Annotated in this window: 21 protein-coding genes, 1 pseudogene and 1 other annotated feature; of the genes and pseudogenes, 20 read left to right on the top strand and 2 right to left on the bottom strand. The window is 39.4% G+C overall.

The genetic code is table 11. From position 1 onward, the window contains the following. From PCY06_RS01575 to rplL, 19 genes are all read left to right on the top strand, one after another. Positions 1-654, top strand: a complete 654-nt coding sequence (locus tag PCY06_RS01575) for a DNA alkylation repair protein (RefSeq protein WP_046165532.1) — start codon at positions 1-3, stop codon at positions 652-654. Beyond that, positions 651-1,175: a GNAT family N-acetyltransferase gene (locus PCY06_RS01570; RefSeq protein ID WP_008809153.1), complete on the top strand. Its 525-nt coding sequence runs from the start codon at positions 651-653 to the stop codon at positions 1,173-1,175. The genes PCY06_RS01575 and PCY06_RS01570 overlap by 4 nt, the downstream gene beginning before the upstream one ends. Before the next feature lie 228 nt (positions 1,176-1,403). Beyond that, positions 1,404-1,589 carry a hypothetical protein gene (locus tag PCY06_RS01565; protein ID WP_037622288.1) on the top strand — a complete coding sequence of 62 codons (186 nt, stop codon included), beginning with the start codon at positions 1,404-1,406 and terminating at the stop codon, positions 1,587-1,589. 243 nt (positions 1,590-1,832) lie between these two features. Beyond that, positions 1,833-2,909, top strand: coding sequence for an aspartate-semialdehyde dehydrogenase (locus tag PCY06_RS01560; protein WP_082307625.1), 1,077 nt, complete (start codon positions 1,833-1,835; stop codon positions 2,907-2,909). A gap of 211 nt (positions 2,910-3,120) precedes the next feature. Then, positions 3,121-4,056 carry a 4-hydroxy-tetrahydrodipicolinate synthase gene (gene dapA, locus PCY06_RS01555; protein WP_060553553.1) on the top strand — a complete coding sequence of 312 codons (936 nt, stop codon included), beginning with the start codon at positions 3,121-3,123 and terminating at the stop codon, positions 4,054-4,056. A 53-nt stretch (positions 4,057-4,109) separates the two neighbouring features. Then, on the top strand, positions 4,110-4,709 hold the full coding sequence (locus PCY06_RS01550; RefSeq protein WP_060971010.1) for a hypothetical protein: 600 nt from the start codon (positions 4,110-4,112) through the stop codon (positions 4,707-4,709). A 290-nt stretch (positions 4,710-4,999) separates the two neighbouring features. Next, positions 5,000-5,338: an ATP cone domain-containing protein gene (locus tag PCY06_RS01545; protein WP_008808609.1), complete on the top strand. Its 339-nt coding sequence runs from the start codon at positions 5,000-5,002 to the stop codon at positions 5,336-5,338. A gap of 114 nt (positions 5,339-5,452) precedes the next feature. Beyond that, positions 5,453-6,304: a ribosome biogenesis GTPase YlqF gene (gene ylqF / locus PCY06_RS01540; protein ID WP_082307626.1), complete on the top strand. Its 852-nt coding sequence runs from the start codon at positions 5,453-5,455 to the stop codon at positions 6,302-6,304. Beyond that, the gene (locus tag PCY06_RS01535; protein WP_082307627.1) at positions 6,291-7,055 is read left to right on the top strand and encodes a ribonuclease HII; all 765 of its coding nucleotides are present in this window, start codon (positions 6,291-6,293) and stop codon (positions 7,053-7,055) included. The genes ylqF and PCY06_RS01535 overlap by 14 nt, the downstream gene beginning before the upstream one ends. 17 nt (positions 7,056-7,072) lie before the next feature. Then, positions 7,073-7,891 (top strand): PRD domain-containing protein, encoded by an 819-nt coding sequence (locus PCY06_RS01530; RefSeq protein ID WP_082307628.1) that lies wholly within the window; start codon positions 7,073-7,075, stop codon positions 7,889-7,891. After that, positions 7,888-8,466: a sugar O-acetyltransferase gene (locus PCY06_RS01525; RefSeq protein WP_082307629.1), complete on the top strand. Its 579-nt coding sequence runs from the start codon at positions 7,888-7,890 to the stop codon at positions 8,464-8,466. Before PCY06_RS01530 ends, PCY06_RS01525 begins: the two co-directional genes overlap by 4 nt. Positions 8,467-8,592: 126 nt before the next feature. After that, positions 8,593-9,435 carry a DNA-processing protein DprA gene (gene dprA / locus PCY06_RS01520; protein ID WP_048780056.1) on the top strand — a complete coding sequence of 281 codons (843 nt, stop codon included), beginning with the start codon at positions 8,593-8,595 and terminating at the stop codon, positions 9,433-9,435. Positions 9,436-9,518: 83 nt separating this feature from the next. After that, entirely contained in the window at positions 9,519-11,612 is a 2,094-nt protein-coding gene (gene topA / locus PCY06_RS01515) for a type I DNA topoisomerase (RefSeq protein ID WP_105165140.1), read from the top strand. 110 nt (positions 11,613-11,722) lie between these two features. After that, entirely contained in the window at positions 11,723-12,406 is a 684-nt protein-coding gene (locus tag PCY06_RS01510; protein ID WP_060971042.1) for a SatD family protein, read from the top strand. Then, positions 12,390-13,097 carry a DUF3307 domain-containing protein gene (locus tag PCY06_RS01505; RefSeq protein ID WP_060971043.1) on the top strand — a complete coding sequence of 236 codons (708 nt, stop codon included), beginning with the start codon at positions 12,390-12,392 and terminating at the stop codon, positions 13,095-13,097. The genes PCY06_RS01510 and PCY06_RS01505 overlap by 17 nt, the downstream gene beginning before the upstream one ends. A 19-nt stretch (positions 13,098-13,116) precedes the next feature. Continuing rightward, positions 13,117-13,608: a hypothetical protein gene (locus tag PCY06_RS01500; RefSeq protein WP_061598776.1), complete on the top strand. Its 492-nt coding sequence runs from the start codon at positions 13,117-13,119 to the stop codon at positions 13,606-13,608. A 152-nt stretch (positions 13,609-13,760) separates the two neighbouring features. After that, positions 13,761-15,095 carry a methylenetetrahydrofolate--tRNA-(uracil(54)-C(5))-methyltransferase (FADH(2)-oxidizing) TrmFO gene (trmFO, locus tag PCY06_RS01495; protein WP_061598855.1) on the top strand — a complete coding sequence of 445 codons (1,335 nt, stop codon included), beginning with the start codon at positions 13,761-13,763 and terminating at the stop codon, positions 15,093-15,095. A gap of 77 nt (positions 15,096-15,172) precedes the next feature. After that, positions 15,173-15,308 (top strand) — a sequence feature (ribosomal protein L10 leader region). A 38-nt stretch (positions 15,309-15,346) separates the two neighbouring features. After that, positions 15,347-15,847 (top strand): 50S ribosomal protein L10, encoded by a 501-nt coding sequence (rplJ, locus tag PCY06_RS01490; RefSeq protein ID WP_012000594.1) that lies wholly within the window; start codon positions 15,347-15,349, stop codon positions 15,845-15,847. 73 nt (positions 15,848-15,920) lie between these two features. Further along, on the top strand, positions 15,921-16,289 hold the full coding sequence (rplL, locus tag PCY06_RS01485) for a 50S ribosomal protein L7/L12 (RefSeq protein ID WP_008808621.1): 369 nt from the start codon (positions 15,921-15,923) through the stop codon (positions 16,287-16,289). Between the two features lie 248 nt (positions 16,290-16,537). On the opposite strand, the gene PCY06_RS01480 is transcribed toward rplL, so the two are convergent. Further along, positions 16,538-16,792 (bottom strand): hypothetical protein, encoded by a 255-nt coding sequence (locus tag PCY06_RS01480; protein ID WP_002933831.1) that lies wholly within the window; start codon positions 16,790-16,792, stop codon positions 16,538-16,540. A gap of 482 nt (positions 16,793-17,274) precedes the next feature. Further along, positions 17,275-17,469, bottom strand: a pseudogene (locus PCY06_RS01475) (IS30 family transposase); the annotation flags it as partial. 141 nt (positions 17,470-17,610) lie between these two features. On the opposite strand from PCY06_RS01475, the gene PCY06_RS01470 reads away from it, so the two are divergent. After that, the coding region (locus tag PCY06_RS01470; protein WP_301386951.1) for a YSIRK-type signal peptide-containing protein at positions 17,611-22,252 on the top strand (4,642 nt) is incomplete at its 3' end.

Genomic DNA, 22,252 nt, shown 5'->3' with positions numbered 1-22,252 from the left:
ATGGATGTAGAAGGATTAAGAAAAGAGTTAAAAGCTGTAGCCATACCTAATGATGCGGTGGCTATGAAAGCCTATATGAAAAATAAATTTGAGTTTCTAGGAGTTAAGACTCCGGCTAGACGGAAGCTCGTAAAAGCTTTTTTCAAACAACAGACTGACTCTGTTATTGACTGGAATTTTATAAATGAAGCTTGGAATAATCCATATCGAGAATTGCAGTACGTAGCGCTCGACTATCTGGAGATTCGCAAGAAACTATTGGCACCATCTGACTTGCCACGTTTAAAAAAACTTGCTCAAACAAAATCTTGGTGGGATACAGTTGACTTTCTAGACCGCTTGGTCGGATCCATTATTGCCCGATTTCCCGAAACCAAAGCTACTATTTTATCCTGGAGTTGTGATGAGGATATCTGGTTGCGGCGCTTGGCTATTGATCATCAGCTATTGCGAAAAGAGGAAACAGACACGGAGCTCTTGGAGAAGATTTTAGTAAATAATTTGGGCCAAACAGAATTCTTTATTAACAAGGCTATTGGCTGGGCACTGAGAGATTATTCCAAAACCAATCCAAACTGGGTCAAGGATTTTATAGAGAGGCATCGAGCTGAAATGGCTGCACTTAGTATTCGAGAGGGAAGTAAGTATTTATGAAACAAGTTTATTTAAAATATCTGGATGAGAAGGATTACTCAGTTTGGCTGGAAGGTTTTTCCAATAGACTACCCTCCCAATCGCCATTTGATGATGGACTTTTAGATATGACAATTTGTACAGAAAGTTGGTTTGCGGATTTGGTGGCTAAGCACCGCAATTTCCGAGAGAAAGACCAGCAGTATATTTGGGGAGTTTATGATGCAAAAAGCGAAAAACATGTAGGTATGGTTAATTTATTTGTGCTGGCTAGAGACGATTTTCAATGGGCGGAAATAGGTTATACGATACATAATCAATATTGGCGTCAGGGCTATGCCAGAGCTATGTTAGAAGAACTCAAGCAAGTCAGTCGCGAACTAGGATTTCATCGCTTAGAAGCACATGTTGATCTACAGAATATCCCTTCGCAAAAATTACTGGAGCAAGCTGATTTCTATCTTGAAGGAGTACGGAAAAAATTCCAAAAAGAAGGTCAAGAGTGGAAGGATAGACAAGTCTTTGTTTATATTTTAGATTAAATACCTTGACAAAGTGGTGAAAGATAGGGTAAACTAGACTTCATGCGATGAGTCGATTGGCTCCTAGGAGCCTTTTGCGCTGAGGAGGTCTACATTCAATTGTAACGCAGGAGCGGACCTTGAGCAGTTGTGTGAACCAGCTGTTCTCATCGAAAGATGCCTCGAATCCCCAGTCTACGGATTGGGGATTTTCTATTGCTCTTGACGAAATGACTTCGAAGAAGGCAGTTGAGCCGTAGAGCAATGGATGCAGTTTGGTTCGTAAGAACAAAAGCTGTAAACTTTGATACCTCTCTTAGAGAGGCAAGACCATTAGTCGAAGCCAAACTTAGAGAAATTGATGCTGATACGGTCGGAGTTGAGAGTGCTATTGCTCTTGATGAAATGACTTCGAAGAAGGCGGTTGAGTCGTAGAGCAATGGATGCAGTTTTGTTCGTGAGGGAAAAGCAGTAACCATATAAAGATTTATTTTTAAGGTAAGAGTTGTTGTGTATGTTGATGTAGATAAATCATTTTATGTAAAATATATAACATATTTAAGATCAAAAAAAATCAATTTTATCCCTTTATAGTCTCAGATTGGATTTACAATTTTTTTAAAAAATAGTATAATTATAGAATATACAAAATTTTTAGAAAATTCAGAGGTAGATTGTATGGGATATACAGTTGCTGTAGTGGGTGCTACTGGAGCCGTTGGAGCTCAGATGATTAAAATGTTGGAAGAATCAAGTCTTCCTATTGATAAAGTGCGCTTTTTAGCGTCTGCACGTTCAGCTGGAAAGATTTTGAAGTTTAAGGGGCAGGATATTGTAATTGAAGAGACTACTGAAACTGCTTTTGACGGCGTTGACATTGCTCTTTTTTCTGCTGGTGGCTCGACTTCTGCAAAGTATGCTCCTTATGCAGTTAAGGCAGGAGCAGTAGTTGTTGATAATACTTCTTACTTCCGCCAAGACAGCAAAACACCACTAGTAGTACCAGAGGTTAATGCCCATGCCTTGGATCGCCACAACGGCATTATTTCTTGTCCAAACTGTTCTACGATTCAAATGATGCTTCCATTGAAAGCAATCGCTGATAAATGGGGAATTGAGCGCGTGATTGTATCAACTTATCAGGCTGTATCTGGTGCTGGTATGGGTGCAATTTTGGAAACGCAGGATCAGTTGCGTCAGGTCTTAAATAATGGTGTTGATCCAAAGGATTTGACTGCTAATATCTTGCCTTCTGGAGGAGACAAGAAGCATTACCCAATTGCGTTTAATGCATTGCCACAAATCGATGTTTTCACTGACAATGACTATACTTATGAAGAAATGAAAATGACCAAGGAGACTAAGAAAATTTTAGAAGATGACTCTGTTAAAGTTTCTGCTACCTGCGTCCGCATTCCAGTCTTGTCAGCGCATTCTGAATCTGTCTATATTGAAACTAAAGAAACTGCCTCTATCGAAGAAATAAAGGCTGCCATTGCAGCCTTTCCGGGTACAGTCTTAGAAGATGATGTTGCTCATCAAATTTATCCGCAAGCTGTCAACGCAGTTGGTAGAAAAGAAACTTTTGTTGGTCGGATTCGCAAGGATCTAGATGTCGAAAATGGCGTTCACATGTGGATTGTGTCTGACAATCTTCTTAAAGGTGCTGCATGGAACTCAGTACAGATTGCTGAGACCTTGCATGAGCGTGGCTTAGTTCGTCCGACTGAAGAGCTTGTTTACGAGCTAAAATAAAAGGTTGATTAGAAAACTTAATAGTTTTCAAAATAGGATAAAGCTAGTTTGAATTTTAATGTTTCTGGTTTTTGTTCAGTTTCTAGATGAGAGAACTGGTAAATAACTAGTATCATTAAGTCAATTAAACCTCAAATAAGTTTTGCTATAACCAAGAGAGGCTGGGAAGAGATTCTTTAGGCCTCCTTTCCTCATATAGAAAGGTTTTCCTATGGCTTATAAAGATTTGCTTAATTGTAAAATAATTACTGCTTTCATTACACCCTTTCATGAAGATGGATCAATTAATTTTGAAGCTATTCCTGACTTGATAGAGCATCTTCTGGCTCACCACACGGATGGGATTTTATTGGCGGGTACAACAGCAGAAAGTCCCACTCTTACTCACGATGAAGAATTGGAATTATTTGCGGCTGTTCAAAAGGTTGTTAAAGGCCGTGTCCCTTTAATAGCGGGTGTCGGTACCAATGAAACACGTGACTCTATCGAATTCGTCAAAGAAGTGGATGCATTTGGTGGTTTTGCAGCTGGTTTGGCTATTGTTCCTTATTATAATAAACCTTCACAGGAAGGCATGTACCAGCACTTTAAAGCAATTGCAGACGCTTCAAACTTGCCTATCATTATTTACAATATTCCTGGACGGGTAGTAGTTGAGATGACTCCTGAGACCATGCTGAGGTTGGCAGAACATCCAAATATTATCGGTGTTAAAGAATGTACTAGTCTGGCTAATATGGCTTATTTGATTGAGCATCGTCCAGAGGAGTTTTTGATTTATACTGGTGAGGATGGTGATGCCTTTCATGCTATGAATCTGGGGGCTGATGGAGTTATCTCTGTTGCTTCTCACACAAACGGTGATGAAATGTTTGAAATGCTGGACGCAATTGAGCACAATGACATCAAAAAAGCAGCAGCTATTCAACGGAAATTCATTCCCAAAGTCAATGCTCTTTTCTCTTACCCGAGCCCAGCTCCAGTCAAGGCTGTTCTTAATTACTTGGGCTTTGCGGCAGGCCCAACTCGCTTACCACTTGTGCCTGCACCTGAAGAAGATGCCAAGCGCATTATTAAGGTTGTGGTTGATGGCGACTACCAAGCAACCAAAGAGACTGTTAAAGGTGTCCTGAGACCGGATTATTGATCGGCAATTTGAGTTTAGAGTTGATATAAATAAGTGAGGTGTAATTTCATAATATGACAGAAAAGTATAGTCAACGAATTGAGGAGTATAAGGCAAAGCGCAGTCTGGAAAAACTTGAGGGGAAGAGAGTTTACGACAAGCCAATTATTCGAACTGGTGATAAGGCCAGTTTTTATGGCGCAGGTTTAATTTTGTTAGGGTTTGGTTTAGGGGCTTTTTATCTACTTCTTAATGTTATAACAGATTGGGATTTAAAACTTTTCTCTCTCATCTGGGAAACACTTGCTGGATTAGGGATTGTTGTCAGTCTTTTTGGAGCTTTTAAAATTGGTCGGTTAGAGTTACATACTGTGTCAATGATAGCAGATAAAGAGAAGAATTTTGACATTAAAAGGGCTTTTAATCTTTATAATGTCGTTCACAAACCAACGAAGAAAGTTTTACTTCAATACGATAGTGAGGATGATAGTTTGATCTCTCTAAACGCTGGGGGTGACTTATTAGTTGAGTTTCTAAGGAAAGTCGAGGAAGAGAAATTACCTTTTAATAAGATTAACAAGACTCTGGAATTAGAAGAAGTATCTGAAAATCACTGGAAAATGCACTATCGTTATAAAAGACAGGACATAGCATTAGAGAAATCCGATATATAATGTTTGGCTTTCTATTTAGTCGTATTTATTTAAACTGAAAAGTGAATTCAGTATCTGATAGTTTATGAAGAGCATTTAAGAAAGGATTGCCAAGTGCTTTCCTTTCTTTTTCGCTTTTTAAAGTCTAAAAAAGAAAGCTACCTTTGAAAAATATTGGAAAAAATTATATAATATTAGGGTGCAGTCAAGCTTTGGGTTTTCTTTTTGAGTAGGCTGTAAATAACTAGATTGGCAGAAGTCATGTTAGTGACTCACATTATATTAGAAATAGATAAATAAAGGAGTTTATTATGCAAGTAATTAAACGCAGTGGTGAAGTTGTAGATTTTGATCCGGATAAAATCTATCAAGCTGTTTTAAAAGCGGCTCAGACAGTATATGTTTTGACTGATGATCTTCGCCAGAATTTAGCACAAGTTACAAAAAAAGTAGTTTTGGATTTGCAAGAAGCTAAAGTTGAACGAGCAACTATCAGTATGATTCAGTCTATGGTTGAAAGCCGTCTCTTGGGAGCAGGCTACATTACTATTGCTGAGCATTATATTTCTTATCGCTTGCAACGAGACTTAGAGCGTAGTGGTTATGGAGATCATATTGCAGTGCACCTTCACTTTGAACAAGTTAGATAAATGATAAAGCCCATTGGGGCTTTTTTGTTTCACTGAGAATTTTTAATCTTGCCTCTTAAAATTTTGAAATATGTTAAAATAGATAATGATGAAATTATTCTGAAAGGAAAAAATATGGCAACGATTCAATGGTTTCCTGGGCATATGTCCAAAGCCCGGAGACAGGTTCAAGAAAGTATTAAATTTGTTGATTTTGTGACTGTCTTGGTTGATGCCCGTCTCCCTTTATCTAGTCAAAATCCCATGCTAACTAAAATTGTAGGAGAAAAGCCCAAGCTTTTGGTTTTAAATAAAGCGGATTTAGCTGATCCTGTCCGTCTCAAGGAGTGGCAGACTTATTTTGAAGGTCAAGGGATTCCTACTTTGGCTCTTAATTCTAAAGAGCAATCTGCCGTTAAAAAGGTCACTGACGCTGCTAAGAAACTGATGGCTGGCAAATTGGCTCGTCAGAAGGAGAGAGGAATTCGCATCGAAACCCTGCGTACCATGATAATCGGTATCCCAAATGCAGGCAAATCAACCCTGATGAATCGCTTGGCAGGAAAGAAAATTGCTGTTGTAGGGAATAAGCCCGGTGTGACAAAAGGTCAGCAATGGCTCAAGTCAAATAAAGATTTGGAAATCTTGGATACACCAGGTATTCTTTGGCCTAAGTTTGAAGACGAGATGGTTGCTCTTAAGCTTGCCCTGACTGGTGCTATCAAGGATAATCTACTGCCTATGGATGAGGTGACGATTTTTGGACTCAATTATTTTAAGGAGCATTATCCTGAAGAGCTAGTAGGTCGCTATAAACAGTTAGATCTAAGTCAAGAAGCGCCAGAGATAATTATGGATATGACCCAAAAACTTGGTTTCCGTGATGACTACGATCGGTTTTATAGTCTTTTTGTTAAAGATGTTCGTGATGGTAAGCTGGGCCGTTACTGCTTGGATATTGTTGGAGAATTAGATGGCAACGATTAAAGAAATCCAGCAACGTTTAGGGTTAGTGACTGATTTGGCTGATCCTTTTCTTGCAGAAGCAGCTAATGATCAGCGTAGTGGAGTTCAAAAGGCTGTTGAAAAGCGTAAAAAGGCTATTCAAGCAGAGTTAGACGAGGAAATGCGTCTGGAGCAGATGTTACGGTATGAAAAAGAGCTCTATCAATCTGGCTACCAAGCTATTGCTGGAATTGATGAAGTTGGCCGTGGTCCTCTAGCTGGTCCAGTTGTCGCTGCGGCTGTCATCTTACCACCAGAATGTAAAATTAAGGGACTCAACGACAGTAAGAAGATTCCCAAGAAAAAGCATCAAGAAATCTATCAAGCAGTTATGGATAAGGCCTTGGCAGTAGGTGTTGGCCAGATTGACAATGATATTATTGACCAAGTCAATATCTACGAAGCGACCAAGCTTGCTATGAAAGAGGCTTTGTCTAAGCTTTTTCTCAAGCCCGATTATCTGCTGATTGATGCCATGAAACTGGATGTTGATATCCCGCAAGATTCCATCATCAAGGGCGATGCTAATTCACTATCTATTGCAGCAGCTAGTATCGTAGCTAAGGTCACTCGTGATCGGCTGATGGCAGACTACGATAAAGAATTTCCTGGTTATGCCTTTGCGCAAAATGCTGGCTACGGAACAAAGAGTCACTTGGAGGGCCTAGAACATTGTGGGGTGAGCCCAATTCACCGGAAGACATTTGAACCTGTTAAGTCTATGCTTGACTAGTCATGAAGAGGTTGGAAATGCAGATTATTAAAATTTTAAACAATAATGTCGTTATTTCTGAAGAAAACCAAGAAGAAATTGTGCTCATGGGAAGAGGGCTGGCTTTTGGTAGAAAAGTGGGACAGGAGATCTCGCTTGATCTGATTGAGAAAAAATTTATTTTGTCAGCAGACAGGAAGCAGTTGATTAACGAAATTGATCCTGAAATTATAGAAATGGCTGGTGAAGTTATTGCATTTGCCCATAAAAAGATTTCTAAGAAGTTAAATCATCATGCTTTTATAGCAATGGCTGACCACATGCATGGAGTCGTTTTGCGAGAGAAGGATGACATCTATTTGAAAAATTTTCTTATGTGGGATATCAAGCGATTTTTTCCGGAGGAATTTGAAGTTGGAAAATATGCAAATCAGCTTCTAAGTCAATATTTTGGTAAAGACTTACCAGATGATGAGGCCGGTTTTATGGCCTTAACAATTGTGAATGCAGAATTAGAGAATGGTGCAGCTGCAAGAGATTTGACCATGTTGATGGAAGAAATCATGACCATTGTCAAGTACAGTTTAGAGATTTCTCTGGATAAGGAAGATATTTATGTACAACGCTTTGTGACTCATCTGAAATTTTTTTGCGAGCGAGTTTTGACAGGCTCTGGATATAGAGACTTAGAAGACAACGAGATGTTTATACTGATGAAGTCTAAATACCCTTGTGCTTTTGAAACAGCTCAAAAAATCGTTGACCATCTTGAAAAAACTCGAAATTACACCACATCAGAAGATGAACAGCTCTATTTAATCATCCACTTATCTCGTATGAAAAGGAAATTATCATGAAGACAGAATATGAAAAAATGATTGCTGGCGAACCTTACCGTCCTCAAGATCAGGAATTAAGGCAGTTAGCGGCTATATCAAAGGAATTTCAATATCGTTTTAACCAAGAACAAGACAGTGTCAAGCGCACGGCTATTATCAAAGAATGGTTTGGCAGCACAGGGGAGAATCTTGCTATGAAGCCCGATTTGGTCTGTGATTATGGAATCAATATTCATCTAGGGGAGAATTTTTATTCTAACTGGAATCTGACTATGTTGGACGTTTGCCCGATTCGCATCGGAGATAATGCTATGTTTGGTCCCAATTGTCAATTGCTAACGCCATTACACCCATTGGATCCTGTTGAAAGAAATTCTGGTATTGAGTATGGAGCTCCCATTACCATTGGTGATAATTTCTGGGCTGGAGGCGGTGTGACTATTCTGCCTGGTGTGACACTGGGAGATAATGTGGTAGTAGGAGCAGGATCAGTTGTGACCAAGTCTTTTGGAGACAATGTTGTTTTAGCTGGAAATCCAGCTCGGATTATCAAAGAAATCCCTAAAACTAAGTCAAATAAAGCCCTGAGCTAATTAACATCCACCTATTTACTTTAAATGCGAACAGATGTTTTTTAGAGAAATTAGTCAGGATATAAAAAAGACTGTAAAACAGTCTTTTTTTGTTGTTTTTTGCGAATATAATAGTGAGGTGAAAAAATGAAAAACTATGATATTTATAAAATGAAACATGCTGGACTGACTAATGGACAAGTTCTTAATGTCTTGAGATATGCTGAAAACAAGGAAAAGGAGCTTTCTTTGCGTGATATAGCGGTGGTTTCAGAGTGCCGTAATCCTGCCCTGTTTATGGAACGATATAAGCAAATTGACGACGATTTCTTAAAGAAATCCTTTGAGGAATTTCCCTCTTTTTCTATCTTGGATGAAATTTATCCATGGGATTTGAGTGAGATATATAACCCACCTGCTCTTTTGTTTTATCAGGGAAATATTGATCTGCTTGAATTGCCAAAAGTAGCAGTAGTCGGAAGTCGTGATAGTAGTAAGCTTGGAAATCAGTCCGTTCAAAAAATTATTAAAGAACTGAATAATGAATTAATCATTGTGAGCGGGTTAGCGCGTGGGATTGATACGGCTGCTCATATGGCAGCTTTACAGAATGGCGGAAGGACTATAGCTGTTATTGGAACTGGATTAGATGTTTTTTATCCTAAAGCCAATAAAAAACTTCAGTCCTATATTGGCAAAAATCATCTGGTTTTATCAGAATACGGTCCCGGTGAACAGCCTTTGAAGTTTCATTTTCCTGAGCGAAATCGAATTATTGCAGGTTTGTGCAGGGGCGTCATTGTTGCTGAAGCTAAGATGAGATCTGGAAGCTTGATAACTTGTGAGCGAGCGATGGAAGAAGGAAGAGATGTATTTGCTATCCCTGGATCAATTCTAGATGGAAAATCTGATGGCTGCCATCATTTGATTCAAGAAGGCGCTAAGTGCATTATGTCAGGCTCTGATGTCCTGTCTGAGTTTGATTTTTAAAACAAGTTTTCCTATAGGAGAATTTAACAGTTGACAAGCCTAGAAAAATAGTTTACACTCTATGAGATTTATTCTGATAGAAGGTGTATAAATTGGTAACAAAAACAAGTAAAAAGTCCACAACCAAGAAAAATCTGGTTATCGTGGAGTCGCCTGCCAAGGCAAAAACAATAGAAAAATACCTGGGAAGGAACTATAAAGTTTTAGCCAGTGTTGGGCATATTCGTGATTTGAAAAAGTCAACAATGTCCATTGATTTTGAAAATAATTATGAACCACAATATATCAATATCCGAGGCAAGGGACCGCTCATCAATGATTTAAGGAAAGAAGCAAAAAAAGCTAAACAAGTCTTTCTGGCAAGTGACCCAGACCGAGAAGGAGAGGCTATTTCATGGCATTTGGCACACATTCTTAACTTGGATGAAAAAGAAAAGAATCGTGTAGTTTTTAACGAAATTACTAAAGACGCAGTCAAGAATGCTTTCAAAGAGCCTCGTCAGATTAATATGGATTTGGTCGATGCCCAACAAGCTCGTCGTGTTTTAGACCGTTTAGTTGGTTATTCTATTTCTCCTATTCTATGGAAAAAAGTCAAGAAAGGTCTGTCAGCTGGTCGGGTTCAGTCTGTTGCTCTCAAGTTAATTATTGACCGGGAAAATGAAATAAATGCTTTCAAGCCTGAAGAGTATTGGACTATTGACTCTACCTTTAAAAAGGGCAGTCGACAATTTCAAGCTAGTTTTTATGGCTTAAATGGCAAAAAAATGAAACTGACCAATAACGATGAAGTGAAAGAAGTTCTTTCACATCTTAAGGGAGATGACTTTAAGGTTGAAAGTGTCGAAAGAAAAGAACGTCGCCGTAATGCTCCCTTGCCGTATACGACTTCTTCTATGCAACAGGATGCGGCTAATAAGATCAATTTCCGGACTCGTAAGACTATGATGGTGGCTCAGCAACTCTATGAAGGTATCAATATCGGTTCTGGCGTTCAAGGTCTTATTACTTATATGCGTACGGATTCAACTCGTATTAGTCCTGTTGCGCAAAATGAAGCTGCTAATTACATTACCGATCGTTTTGGAGCTAAGTATTCAAAACACGGCAGTAAGATTAAAAATGCTTCCGGAGCTCAAGATGCCCACGAAGCTATCCGACCTTCTAGTGTCTTTAATACACCAGAAAGCATTGCGAAATACTTGGATAAAGATCAGCTTAAGCTCTATACACTGATCTGGAACCGCTTTGTAGCCAGTCAAATGACAGCTGCAGTCTTTGATACTATGAATGTTAAAATAGAGCAAAATGGTGTTCAATTTACGGCCAATGGAAGTCAGGTCAAGTTTGATGGTTATCTAGCTATTTATAATGACTCTGATAAAAATAAGATGCTTCCAGATATGGAAAAGGGTGATAGCGTCAAACGTGTCAATACTAATCCAGAACAGCACTTTACTCAGCCACCTGCTCGCTATTCTGAAGCGACTCTTATCAAGACTTTAGAAGAAAATGGAGTTGGCCGGCCGTCTACTTATGCACCGACCATTGAGACTATTCAGAAACGTTATTATGTTAAGCTGGTTTCTAAGCGTTTTGAACCAACAGAACTTGGTGAAATCGTTAATTCGCTGATTGTTGAATTTTTCCCAGGTATCGTAAATGTGAAATTTACTGCTGAGATGGAAGCAAAACTGGACGATGTAGAAGTCGGAAAAGAGCAATGGCAGAAGGTTATTGACGAGTTTTACCGACCTTTCGAAAAAGAAGTAGCCAAAGCTGAGTCTGAAATGGAAAAAATCCAAATCAAGGATGAGCCAGCTGGTTTCGACTGCGAGGTTTGTGGCAGTCCGATGGTCATCAAATTGGGTAGATTTGGGAAATTTTATGCCTGCAGTAATTTCCCGGATTGTCGTCATACTCAGGCTATTGTCAAGGAAATCGGCGTGACTTGCCCGCAGTGCCAAAAAGGCCATGTTATTGAACGAAAAACTAAGCGAAATCGTATTTTCTACGGCTGTGATCGTTATCCAGACTGTGACTTTACATCTTGGGATAAGCCGGTCGGTCGAAACTGTCCAAAATGTGACCACTATCTGGTTGAAAAGAAAGTCCGTGGTGGCGGTAAGCAGGTAGTTTGTAGCAATGGTGATTATGAAGAAGAAAAGGTCAAATAAGTCTTTTTTAGCAATCAATTTAGTCCATTTTAACGGCAAAAACAAAAAATGTCTGTTAAAATGGACATTTTTTGTTTTGTCTGTTATAATAGACAAAAGGAGGTGGTGAAGTGTATATAGCCTTAATTGCAGACGTCATTGACTCAAAACTATTTAAAGAGAGATCAGACTTACAAAAGAGGTTGGAAGCAGTTCTCTTTCATATGAACAATCGCTTTGAAACTTATTTAGCTTCGCGATTAACTTTGACTCTTGGAGATGAATTTCAGGCTCTGTTTACTTTAGATGCACCAATTTTTCAAATTATTGACTGTCTACGTCAAGAGTTGAAGCCTGCTCAGCTACGCTTTGGGATTGGTTTGGGGAAAATAGTGACTGACATTGACCCTTTACAAAGTATTGGTGCTGATGGTCCTGCCTATTGGAATGCGCGAGCAGCCATTAATTTAGTTCATCAAAAGAATGATTATGGAAATACTCAGTTGTATTTTTCTAGTGGAAAAAAGGAAGAAGATTTTCAAATAAATGCTTTATTAGCTGCAGGAGAGGCAATCAAATCAGACTGGCGAGAAAGTCAGGAAGAACTTTTAAGAGGCTTACTCAAACTATCCATCTATAGTGAGGATTTTAGTCAGCAAGAGCTGGCTCAGGCTCTTTCATTAAATCCCAGTGCTCTTTCCAAACGCCTAAAAAGTAGTAGCATCAGAGTCTATCTTCGAAGTAGAGCAGCTGCACTTGCAGCTATCCAAGCCATTGATGTTACAGAAGGAGGTCAGAATGAACGGATTTTCTAGTATGGATTCATATCACCTTTTCGTACTTTTGTTGATTTGTCATTTGTTATCAGATTATTACTTTCAAAGTCAAAAAATGGCTGACAAAAAGGACAAAAACATTCGAGTCCTTGCATTTCATATTTTACTTGTAGGGCTACCTTTATTTGTTTTAACTATTATAATACCAAGTTTGTGGTGGAAGACTTTCATTGTTTTCTTAAGCCATGCTCTTATTGATTATTTCAAACCAATCCTACAAAGGATACTCAAGTTAAAAAAGTCTATCATTTTCGTGCTTGATCAACTCCTTCATTTGGCTATTATCTACGGACTCTCTAATATGAATACTGAGTTTTTGCCAAGTTTCCTTCCATTAACTTTCTTAAAAGCCGTTTTGTTTGTCTTATTGGTAGGAAAGCCAACCAATATTGCTTTTAGAATTTTATTTGGTAAATTTCAACCTGAAACGAGTCTGGAGTTAGATACGATAGATGGGGCAGGAGCCATGATTGGTTTCTTAGAGCGTTTGGTTATCGGAGCTTGTCTTCTTTATGGACAGTTTGCTTCGATTGGTTTAGTGTTTACAGCTAAATCCATTGCCCGCTATAACAAAATATCAGAAAGTCCAGCATTTGCAGAGTATTACTTGATTGGATCCTTGGTCAGTATTTTGTCAGCCTTGCTTGCAGCCTGGATTGGTATAAAGTAAAGTTTTGAAAGAAAATAGTATGAACAATAAATTTGCAGCATTTCTAAAGATTGCATCTCAACTGAACAAGATAGGAATTGTTCCATTGCTAATGGGCTCTTTGGGGCTGGAGCAAGTTACTGGTCAGGACTGGCAGGCGCGGGATATTGATATCCATGTTCATGGTGATGAGCGCGGCTGGGAAGCGCCAGATGAAGAGCGGATTTATGATATGGACAAGATTGAGCCCATGATGGAGAGCTTAGGCTATCGTTTAGTCGATCTACACGAGCATGAATTTCAAAAAGAAGATCTGTCTATTGAATTTGGAGCCATGGAAACCTTGGAGGCATTTTCAGGTGTGCCGCTAGAGAAGCTGACTAGAAAAGAAGTAGAAGGGGTCAAGTTTCTGCTTCCAACTGCAGAGCAATTTTTAGCTATCTACCGCGCTTCTTCCCAAGATTCTTACCGAAATGATAATAACAATCATAAGGATTTTGCTAAGATTGCTTATTTGGAAAGAATGACATAATGATGAACAGACAGGAATTCTCCTGTCTGTCTTTTTTGCTGGCTTTTTGTTATAATGGACCAAGTATTAATTTAGAAAGATTTGTGGGTGCAAACAGTTCAGTGGATTGTTTTGATATGGACTTAGGTTCCACCCAAAGAGGTATTAGTGTCGTGTCTCAATCTTATATCAATGTTATCGGTGCTGGTCTGGCTGGTAGTGAAGCGGCTTACCAGATTGCCAAGCGTGGAATCCCAGTCAAACTCTATGAAATGCGGGGTGTTAAGTCAACGCCTCAACACAAAACTACCGACTTTGCAGAACTGGTCTGCTCCAACTCTCTGCGAGGAGATGCACTGACCAATGCAGTTGGCCTACTAAAAGAAGAAATGCGACGGTTGGACTCGGTCATTTTAAAGTCAGCAGAGGCGACTCGGGTACCAGCAGGTGGTGCTCTAGCGGTTGATAGAGAAGGTTTTTCTCAGATGGTAACGGAGTTGGTGACCAATCATCCCCTGATCGAGGTCATTCGTGAAGAAATCACTGAAATTCCGGAGGATGCCATCACAGTCATTGCGACAGGACCCTTGACCAGCGATGCTTTGGCCGAAAAAATTCACGCGCTCAATGGAGGCGATGGTTTTTATTTCTACGACGCGGCAGCGCCGATCATCGACGTTAATACCATCGATATGACCAAGGTCTATCTCAAATCCCGCTATGATAAGGGCGAAGCAGCCTACCTCAACGCTCCCATGACCAAGCAAGAGTTTATGGATTTCCATGATGCTTTGGTTAACGCTGAGGAAGCACCGCTTAATTCCTTTGAAAAAGAAAAATACTTTGAAGGATGTATGCCAATTGAAGTTATGGCTAAGCGGGGCATTAAAACCATGCTTTATGGACCGATGAAGCCAGTTGGTTTAGAATATCCAGATGACTACCAAGGACCTCGTGACGGAGATTTTAAGACACCATACGCTGTGGTGCAGCTTCGACAGGATAATGCTGCAGGCAGCCTTTACAACATAGTCGGCTTCCAAACTCATCTAAAGTGGGGCGAGCAAAAGCGAGTCTTTCAAATGATTCCTGGCCTTGAAAATGCAGAATTTGTCCGCTATGGTGTCATGCACCGTAACTCCTATATGGACTCTCCAAATCTGCTGGAACAGACTTTCCGCTCTAAGAAACAGCCCAATCTTTTCTTTGCAGGACAAATGACGGGTGTCGAAGGCTATGTTGAGTCAGCAGCTTCTGGTTTGGTTGCTGGTATCAATGCCGCTCGACTCTTCAATGGAGAAGAAGCACTTGTTTTTCCAGAAACGACTGCTATTGGAAGTCTGCCTCATTATGTTACCCATGCTGACAGCAAGCATTTCCAACCCATGAATGTCAATTTTGGCATTATCAAAGAGCTTGAAGGTCCTCGGATCCGTGATAAGAAAGAGCGCTATGAGAAGATTGCTGAGCGCTCCCTGCAGGACTTGTCTCCTTATCTTGATAAATAAGAGGTTTGATTGAAAAAATATTTTAAAAAGATTGCACAAAAGTCTTGCAATCTTTTTTTATCTATGATATGATTATCAATGGTTTGAAAAAACTGCCTAAGACAGTAGGGGAGCTAGACTCATAAAGATCCTACCGAGGACAAAACGTATCATGTAAAAAGAAGCGTATTGTACTTTCGTGTCTAGGTTTGGGCGCGTTTTTCTTTTGGAAAAATTCCCCAAGCAAAATAATTACGGAGGTGAACACACTAATGAGTGAAGCAATTATTGCTAAAAAAGCGGAACTAGTTGACGTAGTAGCTGAGAAAATGAAAGCTGCTGCATCAATCGTCGTTGTTGACGCTCGTGGTTTGACAGTTGAGCAAGATACAGTTCTTCGTCGTGAGCTTCGTGGAAGCGAAGTTGAGTATAAAGTTATCAAAAACTCAATTTTACGTCGTGCAGCTGAAAAAGCTGGTCTTGAAGATCTTGCATCAGTTTTTGTTGGACCATCTGCAGTAGCATTTTCTAACGAAGATGTTATCGCACCAGCGAAAATCTTGAACGATTTTGCTAAAAACGCTGATGCACTTGAAATCAAAGGTGGTGCAATCGAAGGCGCTGTCGCATCAAAAGAAGAGATTCTTGCACTTGCAACTCTTCCAAACCGCGAAGGACTTCTTTCTATGCTCCTTTCTGTACTTCAAGCGCCAGTGCGCAACGTTGCACTTGCTGTCAAAGCAGTCGCAGACAACAAAGAAGACGCAGCTTAATTTTAAGCTACGCAGCGTAGCCTAGCTACGAAAAAATATTTAAAATTAAAAAACTTATTTGGAGGAAATAACAATGGCATTGAACATTGAAAACATTATTGCTGAAATTAAAGAAGCTTCAATCCTTGAATTGAACGACCTTGTAAAAGCTATCGAAGAAGAATTTGGTGTAACTGCAGCTGCTCCTGTAGCTGTAGCTGCTGCTGGTGCTGCTGACGCTGGTGCTGCTAAAGATTCATTTGACGTTGAATTGACAGCTGCTGGTGACAAAAAAGTTGGCGTTATCAAAGTTGTACGTGAAATCACTGGTCTTGGTCTTAAAGAAGCTAAAGAACTTGTTGATGGTGCGCCTGGTATTATCAAAGAAGGCGTTGCAACTGCAGAAGCTGAAGAAATCAAAGCTAAATTGGAAGAAGCAGGAGCTTCAGTTACTCTTAAATAATAGAGTAACGCAAATTGAATGCGAAAGCCTAGTATATTAAGGTTAAGAATTGCTTAAGGTGATTTAAATCTTAAATAGGGGAGTTATTCCCCACCAAATCCCCGCCAAGTTAGATCTTGGCGGGGATTTTTTTCTACAACAAAATAGACTATATAATTCCTTTGTTAGTTTTATCTTATGCAGAAAATATAGTGCTCTCTTATCTAAATCCAATCATCGCCTTCAACTGGTGCATATGCCCACCACACCTAGGCTAAACCAAGATCGGTAGCTTGGATAATATTATTTTGCATAGTAATTAAATTATGATGAAGTGCAAAATCAATGTATTCATCTAACTGATTTCTTTTATCAGCATAGCCTTCTTCAATTAATTTAGAGATTGATTCAGGTAAACTCACGTAATCTAAAAAGCTAGTGAAGTAGGTATCTGTTATTAGTGTTTCACAAATTTCAAAATTTGAACCTTTGAATTCTCTTTGTAAATGATTTTTAATTGACATTCTTTTACTTCTTTGAAATTTATAGTATGTCAGAAAAATGTGTTAAAACTGTTAGCTATACAACAGCCTATATTTTGAGTATGCCATAAAAACGCAGAAAAACTGTTTTTTTCCGTTGATTTCATGAGTAATCGTGAGTGATGTCTACCTAATAAGACGAGCAATCTCTGTAGATTTCTCACCCATCTTGAGATAGCGCTCATTTTACCACATTCAGAGTCTGATAATTAAGAATAGTTTGATTTTTCGTTGGAATGATTAGTGGGTATGTTCATCTACTTTTATACTGAATTGGAGAATTCTTATATATCAGAAGAATATGACTTTTGTGTTATACTTCATCTTACAACAGCAGTTGAATAAAAGTTTAAAAATGTTATAATACATATGTTGAGAGTGGTTAGATCACTTTTTGAAATAAATAATTGGCACATTGTCAAGTCAAGTGCAACAAGTTCATGGATAGACTAGGATTCCATTGTTTAGGCTGTTTGGGCTAGCCCAAACAGAAATTTTGAAGTTTTGTACTGATGAAGTCGCCTAGGTCTTTCGTTAATAGCTGAGAGATATTGAGCGAGTTCTTCGTCAGTCAGCGGATTGAGAGATTTGCCTTTAGGGAGAAACTCTCTGAGGAGCCCGTTGAAGTTCTCATTTGAACCTCTTTCATGTGATGAATGACGAACATATCTTTTCTGTTGCACTTCATTTTACAACACGGGAAATAAATAATTCCTTGAAAACGATTTTCTGTGAGTGCAGGAGTCTCTGTTTTCCTGTGTATTTCATATCGACATTTAAAAAAATAAGGAGGTTGTCTTTTGAAGAGAAAACAACAGGATTTTAGAAAGGAGAAGTACCTTCGTTATAGTATTCGGAAGTACAGCTTTGGGGCAGCATCGGTGGCAATTGCAGCCGGTTTGATGTTCCTAGGTAATGGTGCAGTATCTGCTACGGAGGTACAAGGTTCTGATACTACGGTAACAGTAACTAAATCACCAGCAACACCAGCACCGACTGATAAGTTGGAGTCAGATTTAGCAACAGTGAGATCTGAAGTTGTGACACCACCAACAACAGTATTAGCAGAAAAACCGGAGTCGCTTTCAACAGCGGTGAAACCTGAAGTTGCAACACCAGCAACTGCAGAGAAGGAAGATAAGATAGTAGAAGCTAAAAAAGCTGATAAGACTGCTCTGACTAAAAAAGTAGTTGAGTTAGAAGCAAAAGTTGCGTCTGCAAAGAAAGCTGATGCAACAGCGATAGTTACAGCAAATGAAGTATTGACTGCTGCAAAGGCAGTTCTTGCAAACGAAACTGCAAAACAGGCTGATATTGATGCAGAACTTGCTAAAGTTGAAGCTTTGATCACGGTTGTAGTTGAGTCAGACGAAGCTGGGAAACAAGTTGAGGAAACAGCAACAACTACAGCAGTCAAACCAGTGGCGACCACTGCTACAGAAAAAGCTGTAGAAGAATCTAAAAAGGTTTTGGAACAGGTCACGTCAGAAGCGGAAGTGACAAATGTTCTTGCAGATGAAGCAGTTCGTAGAAATAAGGTTGAAGACGCAAGCAAAGCAGCCATCGAAGCGGCAGTAGTCAACAATAAAGCAGCTATTGCGGAAGCTAAGAAAGTTTTAGCAGCTGATAACGTTACCGCACAGCAAATTAACACCCAACTATCACGCTTAAATGATTCCATTCTTGCTGTCTACAATGATCTGAAAAAAGCAGGAGTTGGAAAAGACGGGAATTTTGGAGTAGCTTTGGCTGCTCAAGATTTCTATGCTGAAGAAGGAACAAATGTCTCTCGTGTCTCAGAAATAAATGCTTCAAATCACACAGGTAAGGATACCTATACGATTCCAGTACAAGAAATTAAATTAATTACGGGTACTGATGCTACAGGGCTAGAGATTGAAGTCTATTCTAATCAGCGGGTTGGTAATGATACAAATGCTGGAAATGGGATGCATACAGAACAAGGTGGAAAGACTGGTCATAACAACAAAGGACGTGTAGACTATCCATTAACCCCTGATGCCGCTAAAAAATTAGCAGAAGAAGCCCCTCTTTGGAGAAACAAACTCCGTGCGGATGGGTCAAGAATTTTAAACGCTGCAACATCGATTTACTCTGCTAATGGTGGTTATGAATACCTAGCTACAGAAATTTATGGATTGGGTTACGAACAAGGAATTGATCGTGTACTAATTAAAGGCTTGAAAGATCGTATCGCTGTTTCTGAAAATGCCAAGCAAGCTGGTTGGAGTTTAACTTCTGTAACTCCAACTAACCTTGTGCCGGGATTGACATACGATTCAGAAACAGACACAATTCAAGGAAAAGTTATAGCGGATATTGAAAATGGAGTTTATGATTTACGATTTAATATTACTGCGACCAATACAGATGGTCGTACGGTAACTTTCCAAATTCAGAATCTTCGTGCTGGTTGGGTCGGGTGGCAAGATAGTACGCCTCCTAAAATAAAATCAGATTCTAAGCGTTATGATCGTAATGTTGGTGACGATGCTAATGTAAATATTCAATTCTATGATGAGTCAGGTGCAAGTGCAACACCAGCAAATAGTCGAGGAACTTATAACTATACGACGGTTGAAGGCAAAGTTGTAAGAGTACCTCAAAGATTCTCTAAATCAGTAACAGGAGTTTCGGGATATAATACTATTGGTGAAGCATTAGATGATTCCAAAGTATTAATTCCAGGAACTAAATATAGTGTTGCGAATAGTACTTCTGAAGAGCAAGCTGCTGATCAAACGAATATGGGGAGAGGAATCATTTCTGGGAAATTAACTGAAGCAGGAATTTACACAGTCTCCGTATTTGCAAAAGATTATGATAAGTTGGCTAATAATAATGTCTGGAACCAATCTGGACAAGAAGCACATGCTACTGTAACATTAGTTGTGAAACCAAAGGTTGAGGTTCAAAACGTTGAAACTTACTCAACGGTTGTACCAGTTAAAATTTCTAAAGGTGCGTCAAGTGCTAAGATAACAATGCCGGATGGTACTGTAACCAATCTAAAAGCAGTTAATGGCAAATGGCTCGTAGACAGTGGTTCAACCAACACAGCTGTTTCTGAGAATCAAGAATTAGGTACTGTTGATTCAGATACAGTATTTAATATTCCTGTGACATCAGAGGCAACTGCCAAAGTTGGTGTGAACAATATTAAAGTGGAAGCATCTGTTGAAAATGTTAAGGGAACTTTCTTACGTGAACAAGTTGAGTTAAATGGAACGGATGGGCAAAAACATACTGCGACTTTTAATAAGGCTACCGGACACTGGGAGTTACCTGGCGACTATGCTGAAAGTAAAACACTGAATGGTGATGGTACGACAAGATGGACTAAACGTCAAGTGTACACAGAAGCTCAGCAAGACGGTGGTATGAAATTTTATATCTATGAGTACATTCGACAGCTTGATAGCACTGGGAAAGTGACAAGTGTAGAAACGCCAACTCGTCCAGAAACGATTTATGTTTCTAGGAATACTAATCAGGTAGGAGATGGAATGTCAGTAACTGTCACTTACGATAAACATTCAAATACCTGGGCGTCATCTGATGGAACTGAAGTGACTGCTACTAAGCTTGAAAATGACTCTTGGGAAGTTCATACTAAGTCAGGATTTGGTGGTATTATTAGAGGGACGATTGCAACAAATACTGATGTGGCAACTGTAGTAAATACAAAACCAACAGCAACTTCACAAGATTATACTTCAACAAAAGGTACAGTTGTTGACCTTCGTAATGAAGCAAAAGCTGCAGTAAGCATCTCAGACTCTGAAGATACTAAATATGGAAAAACTACCTATATCACTCGAATCACAGTAACATCGCCTTCAGGAGTTCAAAAAGTATTTGATACCAAACAAGATGCAAATAACTATAATATTGCTAGTGGATATAGCTTAAATGAAGTAGGAGTATATACTGTTAAGATTGATGTTATTGATAGTAATGGAAATTATACTACTGAAGCAACAATCGGTGGAACTGAGTCGGGAGTTGATCATGGAGTTGATTCATCAACCGCTACAACAACCTACCATATTACAGTAACTGATACGATTGAAGGACATAATGTGACTTCGACTGATATTCAAGGTGCTACTCAAAATGAAACTCCAACCTTTACATCTGTTGGAGATGGATCACCAGTAAAACCGAGTGCTTCTTCGCCTGCTAAGTTAGTAGATCCAAAAACAGGTGGATTTGTTGATACTCTAACAATTGATGGTCAGGGTACCTACTCAATTAATAATGAAACAGGTGAAGTAACTTTTGTTCCATTGAAGACATTTACCGGTACAGCTACACCTGTCACAGTTTCACTTACTGCCAAATTAGGAAAAGATGCAGATGATACTGATATTACAGCAACTGCTACAGCAACGTATACTCCAACTGTAATACCTGTTAAACCAACTTCTACAGACGATGAATCTGAAGGACCTAAAGGGCAAAAACAAAACGGTACACCAACTTTTACTGGTGGTAAAGTTGAAGTAAACGGTGTAGAAAAGACTGTTGAAATTGATGAAAATGTTAAACCAACCTTTGATGATGGGACAACTAAGAAAGTTGTTCCGGGAGAAGGAACTTATACCATTGATGAAAATGGTGTGGTAACTTTCACACCAGAAAAAGACTTTGTTGGGAAGGCTTCAGGAGTTACAGTCAAACGAGTTGATAAGAACGGAACAGAAATAACTGCAAAATACACTCCGACTGTCCGTCCAATTACTTCATTTGTAGATACTAAGGGGAATACATTAGTTCCAACCGAAGACGGTGAACAACCTAAGAAAGATATTCCAGGCTACCGCTTCGTAGAGACTAAGAAACTTCCAAACGGCGACACAGAACACGTTTATGAGAAGGTTAAGACTAGTCATAAGGATAAGGAAGGCAATGAAATTCCAGGCCACCCAACCGAAGACGGTGAACAACCTAAGAAAGATATTCCAGGTTACCGCTTCGTAGAGACTAAGAAACTTCCAAACGGCGACACAGAACACGTTTATGAGAAGGTTAAGACTAGTCATAAGGATAAGGAAGGCAATGAAATTCCAGGCCACCCAACCGAAGACGGTGAACAACCTAAGAAAGATATTCCAGGCTACCGCTTCGTAGAGACTAAGAAACTTCCAAACGGCGACACAGAACACGTTTATGAGAAGGTTAAGACTAGTCACAAGGATAAGGAAGGAAATGAGATTCCAGGCCACCCAACCGAAGACGGTGAACAACCTAAGAAAGATATTCCAGGCTACCGCTTCGTAGAGACTAAGAAACTTCCAAACGGTGACACAGAACACGTTTATGAGAAGGTTAAGACTAGTCATAAGGATAAGGAAGGCAATGACATTCCAGGTTATCCAACCGAAGACGGCGAACAACCTAAGAAAGATATCCCAGGTT

Origin of the sequence: Streptococcus sp. SG1 (assembly GCF_030439935.1) — a bacterium.
Lineage (GTDB): Bacteria > Bacillota > Bacilli > Lactobacillales > Streptococcaceae > Streptococcus > Streptococcus gordonii.
Note: the sequence above shows the minus strand (reverse complement) of the source record. Positions and strands in the feature narration are given on the sequence as shown.

What these genes read in the sequence shown, in the direction of transcription:
- PCY06_RS01575 (WP_046165532.1), top strand. Translation starts at nt 1, where the DNA reads ATGGATGTAGAAGGATTAAGAAAAGAGTTAAAAGCTGTAGCCATACCT.
- PCY06_RS01570 (WP_008809153.1), top strand. Translation starts at nt 651, where the DNA reads ATGAAACAAGTTTATTTAAAATATCTGGATGAGAAGGATTACTCAGTT.
- PCY06_RS01560 (WP_082307625.1), top strand. Translation starts at nt 1,833, where the DNA reads ATGGGATATACAGTTGCTGTAGTGGGTGCTACTGGAGCCGTTGGAGCT.
- dapA (WP_060553553.1), top strand. Translation starts at nt 3,121, where the DNA reads ATGGCTTATAAAGATTTGCTTAATTGTAAAATAATTACTGCTTTCATT.
- PCY06_RS01550 (WP_060971010.1), top strand. Translation starts at nt 4,110, where the DNA reads ATGACAGAAAAGTATAGTCAACGAATTGAGGAGTATAAGGCAAAGCGC.
- PCY06_RS01545 (WP_008808609.1), top strand. Translation starts at nt 5,000, where the DNA reads ATGCAAGTAATTAAACGCAGTGGTGAAGTTGTAGATTTTGATCCGGAT.
- ylqF (WP_082307626.1), top strand. Translation starts at nt 5,453, where the DNA reads ATGGCAACGATTCAATGGTTTCCTGGGCATATGTCCAAAGCCCGGAGA.
- PCY06_RS01535 (WP_082307627.1), top strand. Translation starts at nt 6,291, where the DNA reads ATGGCAACGATTAAAGAAATCCAGCAACGTTTAGGGTTAGTGACTGAT.
- PCY06_RS01530 (WP_082307628.1), top strand. Translation starts at nt 7,073, where the DNA reads ATGCAGATTATTAAAATTTTAAACAATAATGTCGTTATTTCTGAAGAA.
- PCY06_RS01525 (WP_082307629.1), top strand. Translation starts at nt 7,888, where the DNA reads ATGAAGACAGAATATGAAAAAATGATTGCTGGCGAACCTTACCGTCCT.
- dprA (WP_048780056.1), top strand. Translation starts at nt 8,593, where the DNA reads ATGAAAAACTATGATATTTATAAAATGAAACATGCTGGACTGACTAAT.
- PCY06_RS01505 (WP_060971043.1), top strand. Translation starts at nt 12,390, where the DNA reads ATGAACGGATTTTCTAGTATGGATTCATATCACCTTTTCGTACTTTTG.
- PCY06_RS01500 (WP_061598776.1), top strand. Translation starts at nt 13,117, where the DNA reads ATGAACAATAAATTTGCAGCATTTCTAAAGATTGCATCTCAACTGAAC.
- rplJ (WP_012000594.1), top strand. Translation starts at nt 15,347, where the DNA reads ATGAGTGAAGCAATTATTGCTAAAAAAGCGGAACTAGTTGACGTAGTA.
- rplL (WP_008808621.1), top strand. Translation starts at nt 15,921, where the DNA reads ATGGCATTGAACATTGAAAACATTATTGCTGAAATTAAAGAAGCTTCA.
- PCY06_RS01480 (WP_002933831.1), bottom strand. Translation starts at nt 16,792, where the DNA reads ATGTCAATTAAAAATCATTTACAAAGAGAATTCAAAGGTTCAAATTTT.